Origin of the sequence: Microcoleus sp. D2_18a_D3 (genome assembly GCF_036702455.1) — a bacterium.
Lineage (GTDB): Bacteria > Cyanobacteriota > Cyanobacteriia > Cyanobacteriales > Microcoleaceae > Microcoleus.
The window spans coordinates 38,910-56,328 of record NZ_JAUBTK010000035.1; the positions used below are offsets into that span (position 1 = coordinate 38,910).

At 44.5% G+C, this 17,419-nt stretch carries 15 protein-coding genes and 1 riboswitch; of the genes, 7 read left to right on the top strand and 8 right to left on the bottom strand.

Translation table 11 applies throughout. The annotated features are described in order from the left end of the window. Nucleotides 1-217: 217 nt before the first annotated feature. On the bottom strand, nucleotides 218-628 hold the full coding sequence (locus QUB06_RS17365; RefSeq protein ID WP_333436319.1) for a DUF1636 domain-containing protein: 411 nt from the start codon (nucleotides 626-628) through the stop codon (nucleotides 218-220). 22 nt (nucleotides 629-650) lie between these two features. Further along, nucleotides 651-797: riboswitch (cobalamin riboswitch) on the bottom strand. 91 nt (nucleotides 798-888) lie between these two features. On the opposite strand from QUB06_RS17365, the gene QUB06_RS17370 reads away from it, so the two are divergent. Next, the gene (locus QUB06_RS17370; protein ID WP_333436320.1) at nucleotides 889-2,796 is read left to right on the top strand and encodes a serine/threonine-protein kinase; all 1,908 of its coding nucleotides are present in this window, start codon (nucleotides 889-891) and stop codon (nucleotides 2,794-2,796) included. Between the two features lie 142 nt (nucleotides 2,797-2,938). Continuing rightward, nucleotides 2,939-4,282 carry a serine/threonine-protein kinase gene (locus QUB06_RS17375; RefSeq protein ID WP_333436321.1) on the top strand — a complete coding sequence of 448 codons (1,344 nt, stop codon included), beginning with the start codon at nucleotides 2,939-2,941 and terminating at the stop codon, nucleotides 4,280-4,282. Here the strand turns inward: QUB06_RS17375 and QUB06_RS17380 are convergent. From QUB06_RS17380 to tnpA, 5 genes are all read right to left on the bottom strand, one after another. Then, on the bottom strand, nucleotides 4,274-4,813 hold the full coding sequence (locus QUB06_RS17380) for a type IV pilin-like G/H family protein (RefSeq protein WP_333436322.1): 540 nt from the start codon (nucleotides 4,811-4,813) through the stop codon (nucleotides 4,274-4,276). The two genes, QUB06_RS17375 and QUB06_RS17380, sit on opposite strands and share 9 nt — an antisense overlap. Before the next feature lie 221 nt (nucleotides 4,814-5,034). Continuing rightward, nucleotides 5,035-6,414, bottom strand: coding sequence for an ATP-dependent protease ATP-binding subunit ClpX (clpX, locus tag QUB06_RS17385; protein WP_333436323.1), 1,380 nt, complete (start codon nucleotides 6,412-6,414; stop codon nucleotides 5,035-5,037). 224 nt (nucleotides 6,415-6,638) lie between these two features. Further along, nucleotides 6,639-7,082 (bottom strand): cyanase, encoded by a 444-nt coding sequence (cynS, locus tag QUB06_RS17390; protein ID WP_333436324.1) that lies wholly within the window; start codon nucleotides 7,080-7,082, stop codon nucleotides 6,639-6,641. A gap of 141 nt (nucleotides 7,083-7,223) precedes the next feature. Further along, on the bottom strand, nucleotides 7,224-8,495 hold the full coding sequence (locus QUB06_RS17395; RefSeq protein ID WP_333436325.1) for a transposase: 1,272 nt from the start codon (nucleotides 8,493-8,495) through the stop codon (nucleotides 7,224-7,226). After that, entirely contained in the window at nucleotides 8,488-8,886 is a 399-nt protein-coding gene (gene tnpA / locus QUB06_RS17400; protein ID WP_333436326.1) for an IS200/IS605 family transposase, read from the bottom strand. The genes QUB06_RS17395 and tnpA overlap by 8 nt, the downstream gene beginning before the upstream one ends. 369 nt (nucleotides 8,887-9,255) lie before the next feature. On the opposite strand from tnpA, the gene QUB06_RS17405 reads away from it, so the two are divergent. From QUB06_RS17405 to QUB06_RS17425, 5 genes are all read left to right on the top strand, one after another. Continuing rightward, nucleotides 9,256-9,600 carry a slr1659 superfamily regulator gene (locus QUB06_RS17405; protein WP_333282684.1) on the top strand — a complete coding sequence of 115 codons (345 nt, stop codon included), beginning with the start codon at nucleotides 9,256-9,258 and terminating at the stop codon, nucleotides 9,598-9,600. A gap of 147 nt (nucleotides 9,601-9,747) precedes the next feature. Next, nucleotides 9,748-11,886: an ATP-binding protein gene (locus QUB06_RS17410; RefSeq protein ID WP_333436327.1), complete on the top strand. Its 2,139-nt coding sequence runs from the start codon at nucleotides 9,748-9,750 to the stop codon at nucleotides 11,884-11,886. Nucleotides 11,887-12,061: 175 nt separating this feature from the next. Continuing rightward, complete coding sequence (locus tag QUB06_RS17415; RefSeq protein WP_333436328.1) at nucleotides 12,062-12,268, top strand: hypothetical protein; 207 nt, start codon at nucleotides 12,062-12,064, stop codon at nucleotides 12,266-12,268. Between the two features lie 302 nt (nucleotides 12,269-12,570). After that, nucleotides 12,571-12,846 (top strand): hypothetical protein, encoded by a 276-nt coding sequence (locus QUB06_RS17420; protein WP_333143480.1) that lies wholly within the window; start codon nucleotides 12,571-12,573, stop codon nucleotides 12,844-12,846. Nucleotides 12,847-12,975: 129 nt separating this feature from the next. Continuing rightward, the gene (locus QUB06_RS17425) at nucleotides 12,976-15,561 is read left to right on the top strand and encodes a PAS domain S-box protein (RefSeq protein ID WP_333436329.1); all 2,586 of its coding nucleotides are present in this window, start codon (nucleotides 12,976-12,978) and stop codon (nucleotides 15,559-15,561) included. A gap of 219 nt (nucleotides 15,562-15,780) precedes the next feature. Here QUB06_RS17425 and QUB06_RS17430 read toward each other — a convergent pair whose 3' ends face one another. Continuing rightward, complete coding sequence (locus tag QUB06_RS17430) at nucleotides 15,781-16,242, bottom strand: VOC family protein (RefSeq protein ID WP_333436330.1); 462 nt, start codon at nucleotides 16,240-16,242, stop codon at nucleotides 15,781-15,783. Between the two features lie 499 nt (nucleotides 16,243-16,741). Next, nucleotides 16,742-17,227 (bottom strand): glutathione peroxidase, encoded by a 486-nt coding sequence (locus QUB06_RS17435; protein ID WP_333436331.1) that lies wholly within the window; start codon nucleotides 17,225-17,227, stop codon nucleotides 16,742-16,744. Nucleotides 17,228-17,419: the final 192 nt, after the last annotated feature.

Here is a 17,419-nt window from a genome sequence, read left to right on the forward strand (position 1 = left end):
TTGATGAAAACTTAAGCCGACCGTCCGCCAGGGAATGAATTCCCTGGCTTATAGCTAAAGTCCTCTGAAGAGGACTAATGAGTTCTTCAGTCCTCTTCAGAGGACTTTAGCTTTGAGGCAGGGGTTTCAACCCCTGCCGGACTGCTGCCGGAGGGCCGGAGGGCGGGTTTGACGTTAAGTTGTCACCAATGGGCCGATCCTAGGAACAAGAAAAACTCTAATTTGCGAGTGGTGGAATCTTTGCTAAAACGCCTTTTTTCAGAGCTTGAGGACGCTCAGACCAAGGCAACAAACCGTCCGGTTTAGCATAGTATTGGCCCGCGCATTCGAGTACCGCCTCGACGCTTTCCGACTCATTTGCTGGTAAATCGCCAAACAGATAAGTGTACTTTCCAACAGCAGCAAAACACACCGCACAAGAGTGACTGCAAGCACTCATGCACTCAACCTCTTGAATCTCAAATTTATCAGAAAACTCCCAATCTTTAGCTAGTTGCGACAAATTTTCCATGAATTGTTGACCGCCGCTTTTGCCTTCGCGCTTGCCGTTTTTCCAAACACTAGCGCAAGCAGTGCAAACAAATAGACTGTGCTTTGTGCGTACAGCCGTGTTAATTCCATCCATCATCCGTACCTCGCAGATGCGTTCAAAAGTGAGTTAGATATCGGCGGGCATTCTGACTTGAGAAACCCCAAGGGTTTCATTACAGTTGCGGGACAGCGCCGGACTTGCACCGAACTTTCCCCGTTTCCTCTAACGGCTGCTCCCCGCTAGAACCGATCGCGAAGTCAAATCTTATCACAGTTGACGCCTTTTTTGAAAAAAGTTATCTTGGTAATAGCAATTTTTAATATATTCCCAGATAAATTAAACCCGAAGAACTACCTATGACAACTTTTCCCGACTTCTCCACACATGGCTATCAAGTCACTCGCGAACTCGGATACAACAGTCTGGGAGGCCGCGTCACGTATCTAGCTACAGAAACTAACACCAATAAATCAGTTGTTATTAAGCAATTTCAATTCGCGCAAGGGTCTAGCTGGGCGAAATACTCCGCTAGCCAACAGGAAACCCAAGTGCTGAAAAAGCTCGATCACCCCGGAATTCCACGCTATGTTGACGATTTTCAAACAGATAGCGGTTTTTGCATTGTTCAGGAATATATCAATGCCCAATCGGCGTGCGATCGTACTTTTTCGCTGCCAGATATCAAAAAAATTGCGATCGCCACTTTAGAAATTTTAGCTTACCTGCAATCTCAGAAACTGCCTGTAATTCACCGCGATATCAAACCCGAAAACTTGTTAATTGACGATCACTTAAATGTTTACTTAGTAGACTTCGGCTTTGCACGAATTGGAGGCGGCTATATTGCCGCCAGCAGCGTTGTCAAAGGTACGATGGGATTCATGTCGCCGGAGCAAATGTTCAACCGAGAATTAACTAAAGCCTCGGATATTTATGGTTTGGGAATCACCCTGATTTGCTTGTTAACAGGTACAAAATCTGCGGATGTTGGCAATTTGATTGATGCTAATTATGGCATTCATTTTCGGCATTTAGTACCGCCGTTGCAACAAAGTTGGATGAATTGGTTGGAGAAAATGGTAGCCCCGAGAATTCAAGATAGATATCAGTCAGCGGCTGATGCTTTAGCGGCCCTAGAATCTTTGGATGTTAAACAATTGCCAAAAGTTAGGATCGATCGCGCTCGGCTGGAACTTACCGCTACAGAATATGGAGAAATTTTAACGCAAAATATCGCCATTAGCAACCCAATTCCCGATACAATGCTTGGCGGCAGATGGGAAGTCGCGCCACATCCGAATGACCCGCCACACACGCCTTACGACCACTCTTGGATTTCCTTTGTACCGCAGTCTTTTGAAAGCAATAATATTGAATGCCAAATTCGAGTTGATACTCAAAAATTGCTGGCAAGTCAAACTTACAACCGCCAAATCATCTTACACGCCAATTCTGAGCCGGAAACTCATACAATAGAATTGCAAGTCACCACATCTGCCTTGCACGTACCGAAAAAAAATACTTCTTTGTCTGCGCGCAGGCTGGCTTTTATGTGCTGTTTTACCTTAGCAGGTTTTATGATTTCGGAGCTATTAACTAACCTCATCAACTCCAACAACGTTTTGCTCCATTCTTTTTCGTGCTGGGTATCATTGGCCGTATTGTTGGGATTTAATTCCGCTGAAACTACCATTACAGTCATGACAGTAAATCCAAACACACTCAAAGATATTAATGTTAAATGGTTAGATGTTAGGCAAGTTTTTAAGCAAATATTGAAATCGATTCTCGGTTTCAGTGTAGTTATCATTATTTTTACCCCGCTATTTTTTGCCCCTATTATTAAAGAACTACATCTAATGATCGATCTAATAATTAATATGATTTCTTATTTTATTTATTCTATGGGAGGATTTGCAGTAATGCTATTGTTATTGAGAGCTCTAATTCCAATGATGATAAATGCCAGCATTAACAATCTAGTTGCCGAGCAAGCAACTAGAAAAATTTTTAAAGCAGATGCTACTAAAATAGCTTTCCTTACTGTCGTATTTTGTACGCTATTGGGAGCAGCTTTTCGATTGTTTTTAAAATTGGGTAATCAGTTGGAATGGGTTGAACCAATCGAAATAATAGCCGCAGGAGGAGTGACACTATTCCCTCTAATCGTTATTGGGATTGCGTTAGTTGACACGCTCGTATTTAACCCAAAAAGAATTATTTCCAACTATCACAAATCCGAACAAAATTTAATTAGACCGTAGTCATCAGTCATTAGTCATTAGTCAGCAGTCATTAGATTTGAGATTGTACGATCCGCAGATTGGGAGATTGTACGATTGAGATAATTCCCAATTCCCAATTACAACTGTCAACTGTCAACTGTCAACTGTCAACTATTTAACTATGAATGCTTTTCCTGACTTTTCTAACTACGGTTATCAAATAACTCGCGAACTCGGACACAATCGCGCCGGCGGTAGAGTTACCTATCTCGCTACCGAAATTAATACCCAACGTGCCGTAGCTATCAAACAATTTCAATTTGCCAAAACAGGCGCTAATTGGTCGGAGTATCAAGCTTACGAAAAAGAAATTCAGATTTTGCGAGGACTGGATCACCCCAGCATTCCTCGGTATTTAGATTCCTTCCAAACAGCATCGGGTTTCTGCATGGTACAGGAATACAAAAATGCCACTTCCCTCGCAACTCTCCGCAAGCTAACGCCACAGCAAATCAAGCAAATTGCTATCTCTGTTTTAGAAATTCTTAAATACTTGCAAAACCGCGTTCCCCCAGTAATTCACCGAGATTTAAAACCGGAAAATATCTTGGTGGACGATCGCCTGAATGTCAGCCTTGTCGATTTTGGATTTGCTAGACTCGGCGGGGGAGAAGTGGCCGCCAGCAGCGTTGTTAAAGGTACTTTGGGCTTTATGCCACCAGAACAAATGTTCAATCGGCAGCTAACTGTGGCATCGGATTTATACAGTCTCGGCGCGACGCTAATTTGCTTGCTAATCAGGATAAGTTCTCTCGAAATTGGCAGCTTGATGGACGAGACGGGACGGATTAATTTTAAAAGGCAGATTAATTTTAAAAATCGCTTGCAGCAGTTAACTCCAGAATTTCTTGACTGGCTGCAAAAAATGGTGGAACCTAATTTCAAACACCGCTATCCTTCGGCAGATGCGGCCCTCAATGCTTTGATTCCCCTCGATGTAGTCCAGCAGCGCCACAACTCAAAACTTGCGCTGATATTAGTCGGATTATCAACAGTAACGGTATTGTTAACAGTAATTGCTCCAATTGCTGCTATGCTTAGTCCCGTCGTCGCTGCTATTTTTAGTCCGTTGTTACTAACTTATCCCCAACCTCAAGCAGTAGTTGACTCCCCACCAATAACTAACAAACAAAATTTAAAAACTTTAACTCAAGCGAGGTTGACTGACGAGCTAGAAGCTACAAAAACTACAGATGTCTGGTCTTTGAAACAACAAAAGAAAGTCTATTTGACCGTAAGTGCTGCGAGCTTGCCAGAGGGAGAATATAGAGGAGATTGTGAGGTGTTTAACCCTCAAGGAAAATTAGTACAGCGGGGTGCATCAAATTTAAAAACGACAGGAGGTAGATTAAATACTTGGTGCTGGTACAATTTTCAAAAAGATGACCAACCTGGCAATTGGTACTTTGAATTTTACTTAAACAATCGAAGAGTGGCGCAAAATAGTTTCAAAGTCTTACCTTAACATAGTTGTCCCGGAGGGGCAGTGAATTTCTTTGCCGTCAAAAGTTGGCCCACTCCTGATTGTTTTAGGAGGGGCATCGCTCTCACAAACTGCTGCCATAGTTGTTAGTAGATTGCTACCATTTTTTTTGAAAGCAACTACTGCACCCGTATACCACCTCTTGTTGCTACGAGAGCGAGGTTGGGCGAATGCGAGTGTCATTTCAAATGGTGCTGCTTCGCTTTGATTGTGTAAAGTTTGAACCGGACCCATTGATAACCGAGTTCTGTATTTATAATAATGATCGTAGGTTTCTTTTTCACTTCCTAGACCTAATCCTTTTAGGGAAGAACTAAATTGATTATTTTCTGCATAGTAAGCTTGCTGCCTTTGATTGATGAGTAAAATTTCTTTTTCTGCTATTGCCGATCGCGGAATGAAGTATACTATCGTGTTGTATTTGAAATCGTACCAACACAACATTAGGCTGGCTAGCAAACCGCACTGAATTGCCATTGACACTCCGGGAATTCCGTCTAAGAAACTTGGCATTTTAACTCTGGGGTTTTTACTTGCTTTAGCTACATTTCTTGGCATTTTTTCAACAGTTATTTTTACAGTTATAAGTTTACTCCTTAAGGTCTTACCTTAAGATTGCATTCGATCGACCTTGAAAAAAGTTTGTAGTGTTAGGCTTGTAGAGGCGGGTTCGCCAAGGGAATTAAAGGTAGCAAATTTGTAGGGTGCGCCACAAGCACCCTACAAACTATAAATTATGCTGTTTCGTGCTTCCGCCATGCGGGATGCCACAGCAATTCAGCAGTCGATCGCTTCTCGACCATTTCAGGAGTAATCATACAGTTAGCCACATCCTTGCGAGAAGGCAACTCGTACATCACATCCAGCATTAACTCTTCTAAAATGCTGCGGAGAGCTCTCGCGCCAGTTTTGCGACGATAGGCTTCCTGGGCGATCGCCCGTAGCGCTTCCGGCTGGAATTCCAATTCCACGCTGTCCATCTTCAACAGCTTTTGATACTGCTTCACCAGCGCATTCCGGGGCTCGGTCAATATCTGCATCAAAGCTGCTTCATCCAGCGGCGAAATCACCGTCACCACCGGAATCCGCCCGACAAACTCAGGAATCAAACCAAACTTGACTAAATCGTCCGGCTGTACCTGCTGCAAAATATCAGCCGCCCGCTTGTCTTTCGCCGGCAAAGTCGAGTTGCTGTCGCTTTCCGTTGGCTGAATAAAGCCCAAGGATTTTTTACCCAAACGCTGTTCAACTATTTTTTCCAAACCGACAAAAGCACCGCCACAAATAAATAGAATTTTGCTAGTGTCAACTTGAATAAAATCTTGGTAAGGATGTTTGCGGCCGCCTTGCGGGGGCACGTTAACCACTGTTCCTTCCAACATTTTTAGTAGCGCTTGCTGCACTCCTTCTCCCGATACATCCCTAGTGATCGAAGTGTTTTCGCTTTTGCGAGCAATCTTGTCAATTTCATCAATATAAATAATGCCACGTTGCGCCGCTTCAACATCAAAATCTGACATTTGCAACAGCCGCAACAAGATATTTTCTACATCGTCGCCGACATATCCCGCTTCTGTCAGTGTCGTCGCATCCGCTACCGCAAACGGCACTTCGAGCATTTGCGCCAAACTTTGCGCTAACAAAGTTTTGCCACAACCTGTGGGGCCCACTAGGAGGATGTTGGATTTTTGCAGTTCTACATCGCTGTCAGGGGAAGACTTGTCGCTATCTTTAGCTTGGTCAACGCTCAAGCGCTTGTAGTGGTTGTAAACTGCTACAGAAAGAACTTTTTTTGCTGAATGCTGACCGATGACGTGGTTGTCTAAATGCTGCTTAATCTCTGTTGGTTTCGGAATTTGAGCTAAAACGATTTTCGATTTGTTCGATCGACCCGGACGCCGCGTTCCTTGTCCCTGAGACTCTCGCACCTCTGATTGGGGAATCTGTTGACCAATTGTTTTACTGGAGTCAAAGAACTCCTCCTCTAAAATTTCATTGCACAGTTCCACGCATTCATCGCAAATGTAGACGCCGGGCCCAGCTATTAACTTGCGGACGTACTCTTGCGACTTGCCGCAAAAGGAGCATCTGAGATGGGAGTCATATTTTGACATATTTGCCTCTTACTTTACGGTTGCGGTTGCTTGTTTCGACTGGGGAAGTTGCCGCGGGAGTGACCTTAGCTGTGCCCTAGAAGGGTTTCCCGATCGGACACCCAAGCCAGTCAAGCTTCGCGATCTCTGTTTCTAAGTTAACACTTTTGAGGCCTTAGTCAGGAGTCCTTAGTCGTTCGACCAAATTTTGAATTTTTAATTCTTGAAGGTAAAGCAGCACTGGCTTACCATTTTTTGTATTCCAAAAATTTTCCTGACATAATTATTTTCACTCGATCGCCTTTTGGGTCTGCTTCTTTCTCGACATCCATAGTAAAGTCGATCGCGCTCATAATCCCGTCACCAAATTTTTCGTGAATCACTGCTTTGAGTGGCATCCCGTAAACCTGCATAATTTCATAGAAACGATAAATCAGGGGGTCAACCGGAACCGAGTCCTCCAAAGAACCTTTTAACGGAGGTTCACAGAGAACCGCAGCCGTCTCGCTATCTAGTCCCAAAGCCGAGACAATTTTCTCGGCTTCATCTTGTGATGCGGTAGCTTGACGGTAAATAACCGCGGCAATCCAAACTTCGTCGCGCCCCAAAACTTTTTCCAAATCTGCCAAACTAATTCCCTTAGCTTTTTTAGCCGCCAAAAGCTTTTCTGTAATTCCTGAAATTGCCATTAAATATTCTCCCCTTCACTTCTGTATCCGATGTGAAATATCTCTCACATTTTGGTGATTTTGTCAATACTAAGTTGAGAAAAAAATCGAATTGGTAGCTTGGAACTTCAGCAAAAGCTGTTCTCTTGATACTCCCCATGCCTAAAGGCGAGGGGATTCTTGGAGAGTCCACAGTCGGATCTTCAAAGGCGCTATCAAGTCGCCGCTACTGATTCTGCTAAGATCTAATCCTAGCTTTATCGCTACTTTTCTGACAATGTTGGCTGCGCCGTTGCAATCAGCATTTATTTTCATACCATCGGCTGAACGATACAACCCGCGAGTTATTCTTTTTCCTGATTCTTTCCACCCTTCAGTTTTTTCACCGAACGCAGGTAGCGAATCATTATCGAGAAAACTCGATTTTGAGGTGTATGCTTCTTCAGTTTCTACGAACTTAATTTTATACTGCTGACACAATTGAAGTATTCTCTCTTTTAGCCGACCCGTAGGAATTTGCACAAATTTTTGATTATTCTTTTGACCCATATTGGCATTTTGTTTTTGCTCTTTATTCCATCCAAATACTACCGTTTCTATCCCATTCTTAAGGCAGTGATCGATTACAATCCTTGCTGCTTTGTTGACTGCATCTCTAACTTGTCGATTCCTTTTTTCGGTAATCCGGGCTAACTGATTTGACCAGAACCCCTGTGGTCGATTCTCTTTCAGCACAGAGATTCGCTTGTTGTACCACTGATTCAAAGACTTTAGATGTCGTCCATCAATAATAAAAGAAGTCCCTACATTGGATACGCCTGTTAACCAATTATTAATTCCATGATCTAACCCCAGGACACTTCCGGGAAGCACAGCACTACCAAGCTGCTCCTCTGTTCGATATACAAACTCGGCGTAAAAACAGCGATTTCTGGGAAGAATCCGAATTTCAACCAGTTTCTTGTAGTCCAAGTTTGACGGCATCGGCAAGAAAAATTCTCCGATTCCAAACCAAAGCTTGACTTTACTACCTAGTGGGAACCGTAACAACCCGTTTTTGAGTTTGACATCCGCTTTAGGGAATGTCACTAATTTCAGAGAATCTTTTTTGTATTTTGGTAGCTTTGGGTGCTGCGTAACAGTCCCAGATTTGATTCCCTTTAGCAGCCCAATGTATGAACTGAAGGATTCAGCTACACTGGTTAAAGTTTGCTGTGCGACATGGGAATACAGAGCCTTAAAATGCAAATTCGATTTAAACATTTTATGGAAATCATATTTCCCAGGGATTTTGCCAGTTTTGAAATACAACTGACGACCGTAGTACAAGGCACAGTTTGCTAGCTTGTTTGATTCACCACAGACAAACTCTAAAATTGCTTTCAGACTGAAATCAGCATTAATTAAGTTTTGCTGGCATCCGTAATTAGACATTCTTTTGATTCTCGATATACTGCTTGACCACTGATAGTGGCGCACCGCCAACTGTTGCAACAAAGTAACTATTCGTCCACAGAGTTGGCAGTCTGCTTTTTAACCAAGGAAATTCCTGTCTCAACAGTCGAGATGAACGTCCTTTCAAATATCGGATCAACTTGGCAATCCCGAATTGTGGGTCTACTCCTACTAAAACATGAACATGATCTGGCATTACTTCCATTTCTAGTAGTTCGGCGTTAAATTCGCTGCAAACTTCTTGTAAAATCGCTTTCAGGCGAACATCTACACCGTTAATCAACACAGACCTACGATACTTTGAACACCACACAATATGATAATTGCAGCAGTAGGTTACATTGCTGTTGGATTTTAGTTTTGTTTTCATATTTACAGTATATACCAACCAACCTGTATATTGTGTGTCGAAATATAAAGAATTGTTCAAGGCGGTTGAAACCGCTACCGACTTTTCCCCGTGTCTAAAGCCAGGGGCCCGGCGGGCTCGTTTTCCGGTCAACAGTTGCATTTTTTATAACGGGTATCACAACTGGTATCACAACTGATAAATCCTAAAATAACTCATAACTGCCCTGCGGAAATGGTACAGTTGGCAGTATATGTAATAAAAGTTACACGCGCAAAGGCCTTCGGCATTCGGCAAACGGGTGAATTTTGATCGTGCTAGCCTGAAGCTCAATCCTCGCTCACGCAGGCAAAGCCCCTTTACCACTCAAAATCGGCAACTGACAAAAGTATGGAGATTCAGACCAAAGATTACACGATCCAGTACGATCGCGCTACGCAAACAGTCACCTGTAGCGGCTCGTTCCGACTCAGCCAGGTGGAAGAATACGCACCGATCGTCGATCTGCTCAACGAAGTGGCTGACTCCTGCCCAAACACGGTGACTCTAGACTTGCGAAAGCTAGAATTTTTAAATAGTTCGGGAATTAATATTGTCTCAAAATTTGTGATCAAAGTGCGTCAGCAAAAAAATATTCAAATCGCCATCAAAGGTTCTAAACAGATCCCCTGGCAGATAAAATCCCTGAAAAACTTGCGGCGGCTGATGCCTTCCTTGCAATTAGAATTGGAATAATAGGGAAAAAGGTAAAGATAAATCCCCGGCTAAGTCCGCGAACCAGGATCAGGGTGGCTGAAGTTAATCGGAATAAGTCATAGTTAAACTAGCACAAAACCATAAAAAACTTCAGAACCGACTAAAAATTACCAATTTTCAATTGCTATGCAGGAAGAACCATCGACAGAACAGCTACTTTTCGACGTTCAGCGGCTGAGTGCGGAACTTGAAAACTTGAAGCGCGAAAAGGTTGACCTAGAACTTTTGCTGGAGACTACCACCGAACATTCAGATACGATGGAAGCTCACTTGCTGAGCAAAGCTCAGTTGGCGCTGCGTTCAAGCGAAGAGCAGTTTCGGGCGATCGCCTCGGCAACTCCCGTGCCGATATTAGTTTCTCGCCTCTGTGACGGCTTAATTCTGTATGCGAACGCTCAATTGGCTTCTCTGCTGAACATACCCCTAGAAAAATTGATCGGCTGCAGCACTCCAGACTTTTACTTCAACCCCGCCGATCGCCCAAAGGTACTTGAGGCACTTGCTAAGGACGGATACCTCCAAAACTACGAAATCAACTGCAAAAAATCAGACGGCACCGCTTTCTGGGCGATGATCTCGGTTCAGTCGCTGGTGTTTAACGGCGAGCCGACAGCATTGTGCGCCTTGTACGACCTCACCCAGCGCAAGGAAGCAGAACAAACCCTGCAAGAGAGCGAAAAGCGGCTCCGGCGCCAGAGTTTGGCTTTGTTGCAGCTAGGTAGACAAAGGACTCTCAACAGCGGTGCGCTGAATGTGGGAATTCGCGAAATTACCGAGGCTGCAGCCCGCACTTTGGAGGTGGAAAAAGTCAGCGTCTGGCTTTACAACCACGGAAGATTTGGAACTCGCTACCCGAACGAGCCCCAGCTAAATTTTACGGAGAGAGTGCTCGCCCACAACCAAACAGAGCCAGTCGATACAGAGGCCGCTGCCTCAGAGCAGCACGAGGGGGTGAATCATTCTAAGTTTAAAATGCCCAACCTGAAATTAGTTTGTCTCGACTTGTACGATCGCACCCAGGAGAATCATTTGAGCCGGGAGTGCATATCGCCAAGCGATTTAAATTTATCCCTTTTAGATGTTGAGGGCGACGCACCGGGCGAAAATTTGCGATCGGAGAATGGTTTAGAACCTACGACAAAGACTCAAAAATCTCTACAAACAAATTTGTCCCACTCATCTTCGCTAGCCGAACATTCCGCTGTGCTGCCAAATGCCAGCAAGCCCAATTCATCCATATTAAATGTAGCAATTAGGCTCGGTGGGCAGATCGTGGGCATCCTCTCTCTCGAACATATCGGCGCGCCCCGCCAATGGGCTCTGGAGGAACGCACCTTCGCCGATTCTTTGGCAAATTTGGTAGCGCTGGCGATCGAAGGATTTGAGCGTCAGCGGGCTCAGGAAGCACTCTCCAAAGCCAAAGCGCAACTAGAAATGACCGTCGATCAGCGCACCGCTCAACTCACCACCGCCAATAAACTGCTCCGCATCGAAATTGCCGAGCGCAAAAGAGCCGAAATAGCCTTGCAAGAAGCCTTACACAAAGCTGAAGCAGCTTCGAGAGCTAAAAGCACTTTTTTAGCCAATATGAGCCACGAGCTGCGGACACCGCTCAACGCGATTATCGGTTACAGCGAAATGCTACAAGAAGAAGCACGGGAATCGGGACTCGAAGAGATCATTCCCGATACCCAAAAAATTTATAGCGCCGGCAAACACTTGCTGACTTTAATTAACGATATTCTCGACCTTTCTAAGATAGAAGCCGGTCGCATGGAGCTTTATTTAGAAAAATTTGACCTCTGTAATTTAATAGAAGAAGTCGTTGCAACTTTGCACCCTTTGGTCGAAAAAAATCACAATCAATTGCAAGTTTCTTGCTCTGAAACTTTGGGAGTGATGTATGCAGATTTGACTAAAGTCCGGCAAATTCTGTTCAATTTGCTCTCGAATGCCCTGAAGTTTACCGAAGGTGGAACCGTGCTGTTGAGCGCGACTCGCGAACCAGCAGGTGACAGCGATTGGGTTTATTTGCAGGTATCTGATACGGGGATTGGAATGTCGGCAGAACAGCAGCAGGGTTTGTTTCAACCTTTTATTCAAGGGGACGCTTCGACTACTCGCAAGTACGGCGGCACTGGTTTAGGATTGGCCATTAGCCGCTTGTTTTGCCAGATGATGGGCGGCGATATCACTGTTGAGAGTGAGTTGGGTGTTGGCTCTACTTTTACTGTTCATTTAAAGGCAAAAGTTGATATTAGTTAGAAGCAAGTTGGGCAACTAGCAATGGGGAGCATCTCAATGAAAGCAGCCAAGCCCAAAATAGGAGTTAGGAGTCAGGAGTCAGGAGCCAGGAGAAAAGAGCCTGAAGGAAGAAGTCAGGAGCCAGAAGAAGTGTTTTTACAAATATGAGCGGCTCCCTAGCAATGTAGGGGATTTAATGGATTTAACGGGTGGGGGTTTTGCCAGTAATTATGTAGCGGATTTAATGGATTTAACGGATGGCAAAAGATGGAATAATTCCCCCATTACCAATTCCTCCATTACCAATTACCCATTACCAATTACCCATTCCCTTTTTAATTGTGACACCGATCGCGATCGACCTCTGTTTTCGATCACACAGCAGCATTTTTTTTCAGCCTAGAATACCTATATTATCTCAAAATTGTCCTGCAGGCCCGATCGGGCGCCTCGCTGCATTTACAAATCCCACCTCAATCTAATTAAAGGGGTGGGGGGTTGCTTCCAGAAAGCCAATTTGGTAAAAGTAATGCTATGGTCGGGAACCCGTAGAAGGCAAAAGTTAACAGGAATTCAGGAAGTTTCAAAAGTCTCTGGACGCAGAAACACAATTCTGCTTTTTGCCTTCATACTGCTTCTACTGGCGAGATAGCACTGCTGCTGAAAGCAATGCACAATTTCTCAGAATCAAAGGAGTGCATCTACATGATTAAGCCTTGCAGTCAACCGCTCAAAATAAATCCTTTTACTTGTTATCGCGATCCGGCTACAGGCAGGTGGACTACTGTAGTTACAACTGTTCAGAACCCTTGCGAAACAGACTCTAGTTTAAAAGCAGAAGCCGAAGCCGAAAACGAAGGTAAAGCAGAAACGATCCTTTCTGCTTCGCCTGCTGTCTCGGTGTCGAAAAAAGTCCTTTCTTTCTCCTTGCCTCCGTTTAAACACCGTGCCAAAAAATCTGCTGTTAGTGTCAGCAGGTAGCTATCGCAGGGGTCTAATCTAGTTTCCACGGTTAGTCCCCCACGATCGCTCAATAAAAAAACGAACTTATCCATAGCCTAAACTGTCAAAAAGCGATATACTGGCAGCAAAGTTTCTCCTTCAATATTCGTGAAGTATTTGCTCGATCGCTGCCTCCACTTAGTATGGACAGACCGACCAATTCGCCAGCAGGGAACAGTCATCATTGCTATCCCCCTGGTTTTTCTGTTTGCTTCGCTGCTAGCAATTGCCGGCCTCCGGGATAGTGCCATACAGATAAGAAAGCGAGCAGATACTAATAAGGCAATACTTCAGGAAACTAACCGGTTGATCAGCCTGGTGGTGGATGCGGAAACGAGCATTAGGGGTTATGGGTTGACGCAGCGCCGCGAATTTCTATTACCCTACTTAGAAGCAAAGAAGAGTTTGCCTCCGCTGCTGGCTAAACTCAAGGTTATGGTTCAAGAAAACAAACTGCAAGCTCAGCGATTTGAAGCTATAAAAAAAAGTACCGAACAGCATATAAATTTCTTGCAAAACACTTTGAATAAGCTCGACAGTTCGCCAAGAAGGATGCAGTCGCCGGAAAGAATTCAGGTGTTTGCTCAAGGCAAATTGAACATGGATAAGCTGCGTACACAAATTAATGCTTTTTCTGAGGCCGGCGCAGCTTACCAGAAAAGTGTAGATCGGCAACTAGGGGAGTTGGTAGATTTCATTAATTTTGTGCAAGTTGCGGGTTTGCTTTCCGGCTGTTTGGGTGCAGGGGCTTCCTGGTATTTATTTGATAGTTTAGAGAAGGAATTGAGGAAGCGGGAAGCTGGCTTGGAAGAAAGTAAAAGTCGCATTCAAGCTGTGGTAGACAATGCGGCTGACGGTATTATTACTTTGGACGCACAGGGAAATATTGAGTCTTTTAATAGGGCAGCCGAAAAGATTTTTGGCGAGAAAGCGCATCGAATAAGGGGATCTAACCTGCGGCGGCTGATCGCTCAACCGCTGCCGCACAGCAGTGTGGGGGATTATTCGATCGAATATTTTGTGTTACATCCCGATACTACGCTGAAGACTTACCAGCAAGAAACAGTTGGAATTCGACACGACGGAACGAAGTTTCCGATGGAGTTGTCTGTCAGCGAAATGCGTCTGGCAAATCAACACTTGTTTATTGCGATTTGCCGCGATGCCAGAGGACGGAAAAAAGCCGAGGAAACTCTGCGAAAGCAAGCGCAAATGCTGGATTTGGCAAATGATACGATCGCGGTACTAGACTTGAATGGGGCAATTTCTTATTGGAATTTGGGGGCAAAGTGGCTCTACGGGTGGCGCAAATCGCAAGCAATAGGAAAAAATATTCACAAGCTTTTACAAACAGAGTGGGCCCAACCTTTTGAGGTAATTCAAAAAGTATTTTTCGAGAAGGGTTCTTGGCAAGGAGAACTGGTGCGAACCAAGAAAGACGGCACAAAAATAACAGTGGCCAGCCGGTGGACTTTGCAGTACGACGATCAAGATCAACCGGTTGCTATTTTGGAAATCAGCAACGATATTAGCGATCGCAAACGCTCAGAAATTGCTTTAGCCCAAAGCGCGCAGCGGTTTCGCGCTACTTTTGAGCAGGCGGCAGTCGGCATGGTTCAAGCGACTGTGGAAGGCAAGTTTCTGTTAGTCAATCAAAAACTTTGCGAAATTTTGGGCTACAGCCGGCAAGAATTGGTGGAGAAAAGATTTCAGGATATTACTTTGCCAGCAGATTTGGCAAGCGAACTGGAACTTTTGCGCCAATTGTTAGCAGCAGAAATTGAAAATTTCTCTCTGGAAAAGCGCTACATCCGCAAAGACGGAGAGTTGGTGTGGGCAAACTTGACGGTTTCGCTCCTGCGAGAACAAAATGGCACTCAATTTCTGATGAGTGTGGTAGAAGATATTAGGGAACGCAAACAAGCTGAGGAATCGCTGCGGTTGCGCGCTCAAGAATTGAGGTTGACGGCGCAAAATCTGGCTCAAACGACGAATGTTTTGAAAAAGCGGAATCAAGAATTAGACCAGTTTGCTTATGTAGTTTCTCACGATTTGAAAGCGCCGCTCAGGGCGATCGCAAATCTCAGCAGTTGGATAGAAGAAGACCTCAGCGAGTCAATGACAGAGGATACTCTGCACCAAATGAACCTGCTACGCGGCAGAGTTCACAGGATGGAAGCTTTGATTGAGGGACTGCTGCAATATTCCCGCGTCGGACGCATTGAAGTGCCTTCAGAAATGGTAAAAGTTGAGAAGTTATTAGCAGAAATTATTGATTCGTTGGCGCCGCCGTCGGGATTTGAGGTGAAAGTTGAACCGGGAATGCCAAATTTTGTGACCGAAAGATTGCTGTTGCAGCAGGTTTTTTCTAATTTAATTAGCAACGCAATTAAGCACAACCGAGCTGAATCGGGTCACGTAAAAATCTCGGTTAAAGAGTTAGATGATTTTTACGAGTTTTCTGTAGAGGATGACGGGCCGGGGATTGCTCCTCAATATCACGATAAAGTTTTTGTAATTTTTCAGACCTTGGAAGCTCGCGATAAAGTTGAAAATACTGGGATTGGTTTGTCGCTGGTGAAAAAAATTGTGGAAGGTCAAGGGGGCAGTATTTCCCTAGAATCTGCTGAAGGTGAGGGAGCCACTTTTCGGTTTACTTGGCCGAAGCAATCTATTAGCAAAGACGGAAAATAAAACAACTCTAAAGGTATAGCACTCCTAAATGATTCGTGTAATTCTTGTAGGGGCAAACCCCCCGTGGTTGCCCCGCCTTGACTGGGGTAGGCACGGGGGCACTACCCCTACATATTTTTACAAATGATTTAGGATTGCTATAGGAGGTTTACGGATCGCCGCGCTCAAAAGAGTAAATGTAGGGTGCACACGGACTACGGAGAACCCGATAGCGAGTGTTTAAACGGCATCACAACGGATTTCGATGATAAATCCATCAGGATCGTAAAAGTAAATGCCGCGTCCTGTAGCGCGAGTGACGGGGCCGCTATCGATCGCAATTTGATTTGACTTTAGCACTTCCAGAGCGCGATCGAACAAATCCGGCTCGATATCGAAGGCTAAGTGGTTGGCGCGGGTAAAAGCTTTCTCCGGGTCTGGGTTTGGCGGTTCCAAGTCTGGCTGCCAAAATAAGTCAATAACAGTACCGTCTGGGGTAACGAAATTAGCGACTTTACCAGCGGCTACCATTTCTGTTAAAGTTGCGGGAATTTCTGCACCTGTTAGTTCGTGCAGGCCGAGAATTGTACCGTAGAAGTGGCGGGAAGCTGTCATATCGCGCACGTTTAAAGCGATATGGTGAACGCGGCGCAAATTCCCAGGCGCGAGGGCAATTGTGACGTTGTTTTCGGTAGTTTGCATGATTGTCAATTGCGAATGTTCAAATTAAAAGCAGTTTGATTTATTCAGATGGTGTCCTGTAAAATAAGCATTTTAAGTTGGTAGTCAGGACTTCATCGGGGCCCCGAAACCGGGTTTTTTACCTTGGGTGCGGTCTACAACGTGTCTTTTCGTAAAAAAACCCGGTTTCTCAACAATTGTGAGTAAGTCCTAGTATTGTTATTTTTCTTTAGGAAACGATGCCATGCCTACAAATAGCATGGCCAGACCACCTGCCAGAATTGCGAAGGCAAGTAAACCTACCACTAAATCTAATCCCGATGTATTTTCCATTAAATTAAACCGTTCTCCAATTAAATACAATCATCGGTATTTGTTCAGGGTTGAGTGCTTGCAAACAATGGGGAAGAGCAGAAAAAAAATAGCTTTCCACTTATTATAAAAAAAGCCTATTAATTTCTTCCCTCTTCCTTAAACCTCCATCCGTTAAATCCTGTACACTGCTTAGTTGCCGAACTTTTTATTTGGCCAATTCTCGATCGATAGCAGCGATTAGTTCGGGCGAATCGGGCCCCACACTGCTGCGGAATCTAGCCACCACTTCACCCTGTTTGCTAACTAAGAATTTCTCAAAATTCCACGCAACCTCACCCTGGGGCTCGACTGCACTCGTAAGCTTAGCGTATAGCGGGTGCTGCTGAGTGCCTTTAGCGCGTACTTTGTCAAATAATTCAAAGGTGACGCCGTATTTTGTAGTACAGAAATTGACGATTTCGGGATTACTTCCGGGTTCTTGGCCTCCGAAGTCGTTGCAGGGAAATCCTAAAACACGGAGTCCAGCCGCGCTGTACTTCTGGCTTAATTCTTCGAGTCCTTTGTATTGAGGTGTATAGCCACATTTGGAAGCTACATTAACTATCAAGAGTACCTGGCCAGCGTACTCTCCTAGTTGCTTGTCTTCGCCTGCGATCGTTTTTACTTTAATGTCGGAGATTGTGCTGGGCATTTTCAAATACTTTTAAATTTGACCACCACAATTTTACCGCAAGTCGGTACAATTTTGTCTAGAGGTCGATCGCTAAAAATTTCAATATCCCGGTAGGGGCAGGTTTACGCATCTCCGGCTTATATTATAGATATTGGTGAACCCGCCCCTACCAAAATTACGGTTAATTTACCGAACCTGATCTTAGTAGAT

Excerpts from the sequence above, each read along its gene's own strand:
- QUB06_RS17365 (WP_333436319.1), bottom strand. The coding sequence starts at position 628 with ATGATGGATGGAATTAACACGGCTGTACGCACAAAGCACAGTCTATTT.
- QUB06_RS17370 (WP_333436320.1), top strand. The coding sequence starts at position 889 with ATGACAACTTTTCCCGACTTCTCCACACATGGCTATCAAGTCACTCGC.
- QUB06_RS17375 (WP_333436321.1), top strand. The coding sequence starts at position 2,939 with ATGAATGCTTTTCCTGACTTTTCTAACTACGGTTATCAAATAACTCGC.
- QUB06_RS17380 (WP_333436322.1), bottom strand. The coding sequence starts at position 4,813 with ATGCCAAGTTTCTTAGACGGAATTCCCGGAGTGTCAATGGCAATTCAG.
- clpX (WP_333436323.1), bottom strand. The coding sequence starts at position 6,414 with ATGTCAAAATATGACTCCCATCTCAGATGCTCCTTTTGCGGCAAGTCG.
- cynS (WP_333436324.1), bottom strand. The coding sequence starts at position 7,082 with ATGGCAATTTCAGGAATTACAGAAAAGCTTTTGGCGGCTAAAAAAGCT.
- QUB06_RS17395 (WP_333436325.1), bottom strand. The coding sequence starts at position 8,495 with ATGTCTAATTACGGATGCCAGCAAAACTTAATTAATGCTGATTTCAGT.
- tnpA (WP_333436326.1), bottom strand. The coding sequence starts at position 8,886 with ATGAAAACAAAACTAAAATCCAACAGCAATGTAACCTACTGCTGCAAT.
- QUB06_RS17405 (WP_333282684.1), top strand. The coding sequence starts at position 9,256 with ATGGAGATTCAGACCAAAGATTACACGATCCAGTACGATCGCGCTACG.
- QUB06_RS17410 (WP_333436327.1), top strand. The coding sequence starts at position 9,748 with ATGCAGGAAGAACCATCGACAGAACAGCTACTTTTCGACGTTCAGCGG.
- QUB06_RS17415 (WP_333436328.1), top strand. The coding sequence starts at position 12,062 with ATGGATTTAACGGGTGGGGGTTTTGCCAGTAATTATGTAGCGGATTTA.
- QUB06_RS17420 (WP_333143480.1), top strand. The coding sequence starts at position 12,571 with ATGATTAAGCCTTGCAGTCAACCGCTCAAAATAAATCCTTTTACTTGT.
- QUB06_RS17430 (WP_333436330.1), bottom strand. The coding sequence starts at position 16,242 with ATGCAAACTACCGAAAACAACGTCACAATTGCCCTCGCGCCTGGGAAT.
- QUB06_RS17435 (WP_333436331.1), bottom strand. The coding sequence starts at position 17,227 with ATGCCCAGCACAATCTCCGACATTAAAGTAAAAACGATCGCAGGCGAA.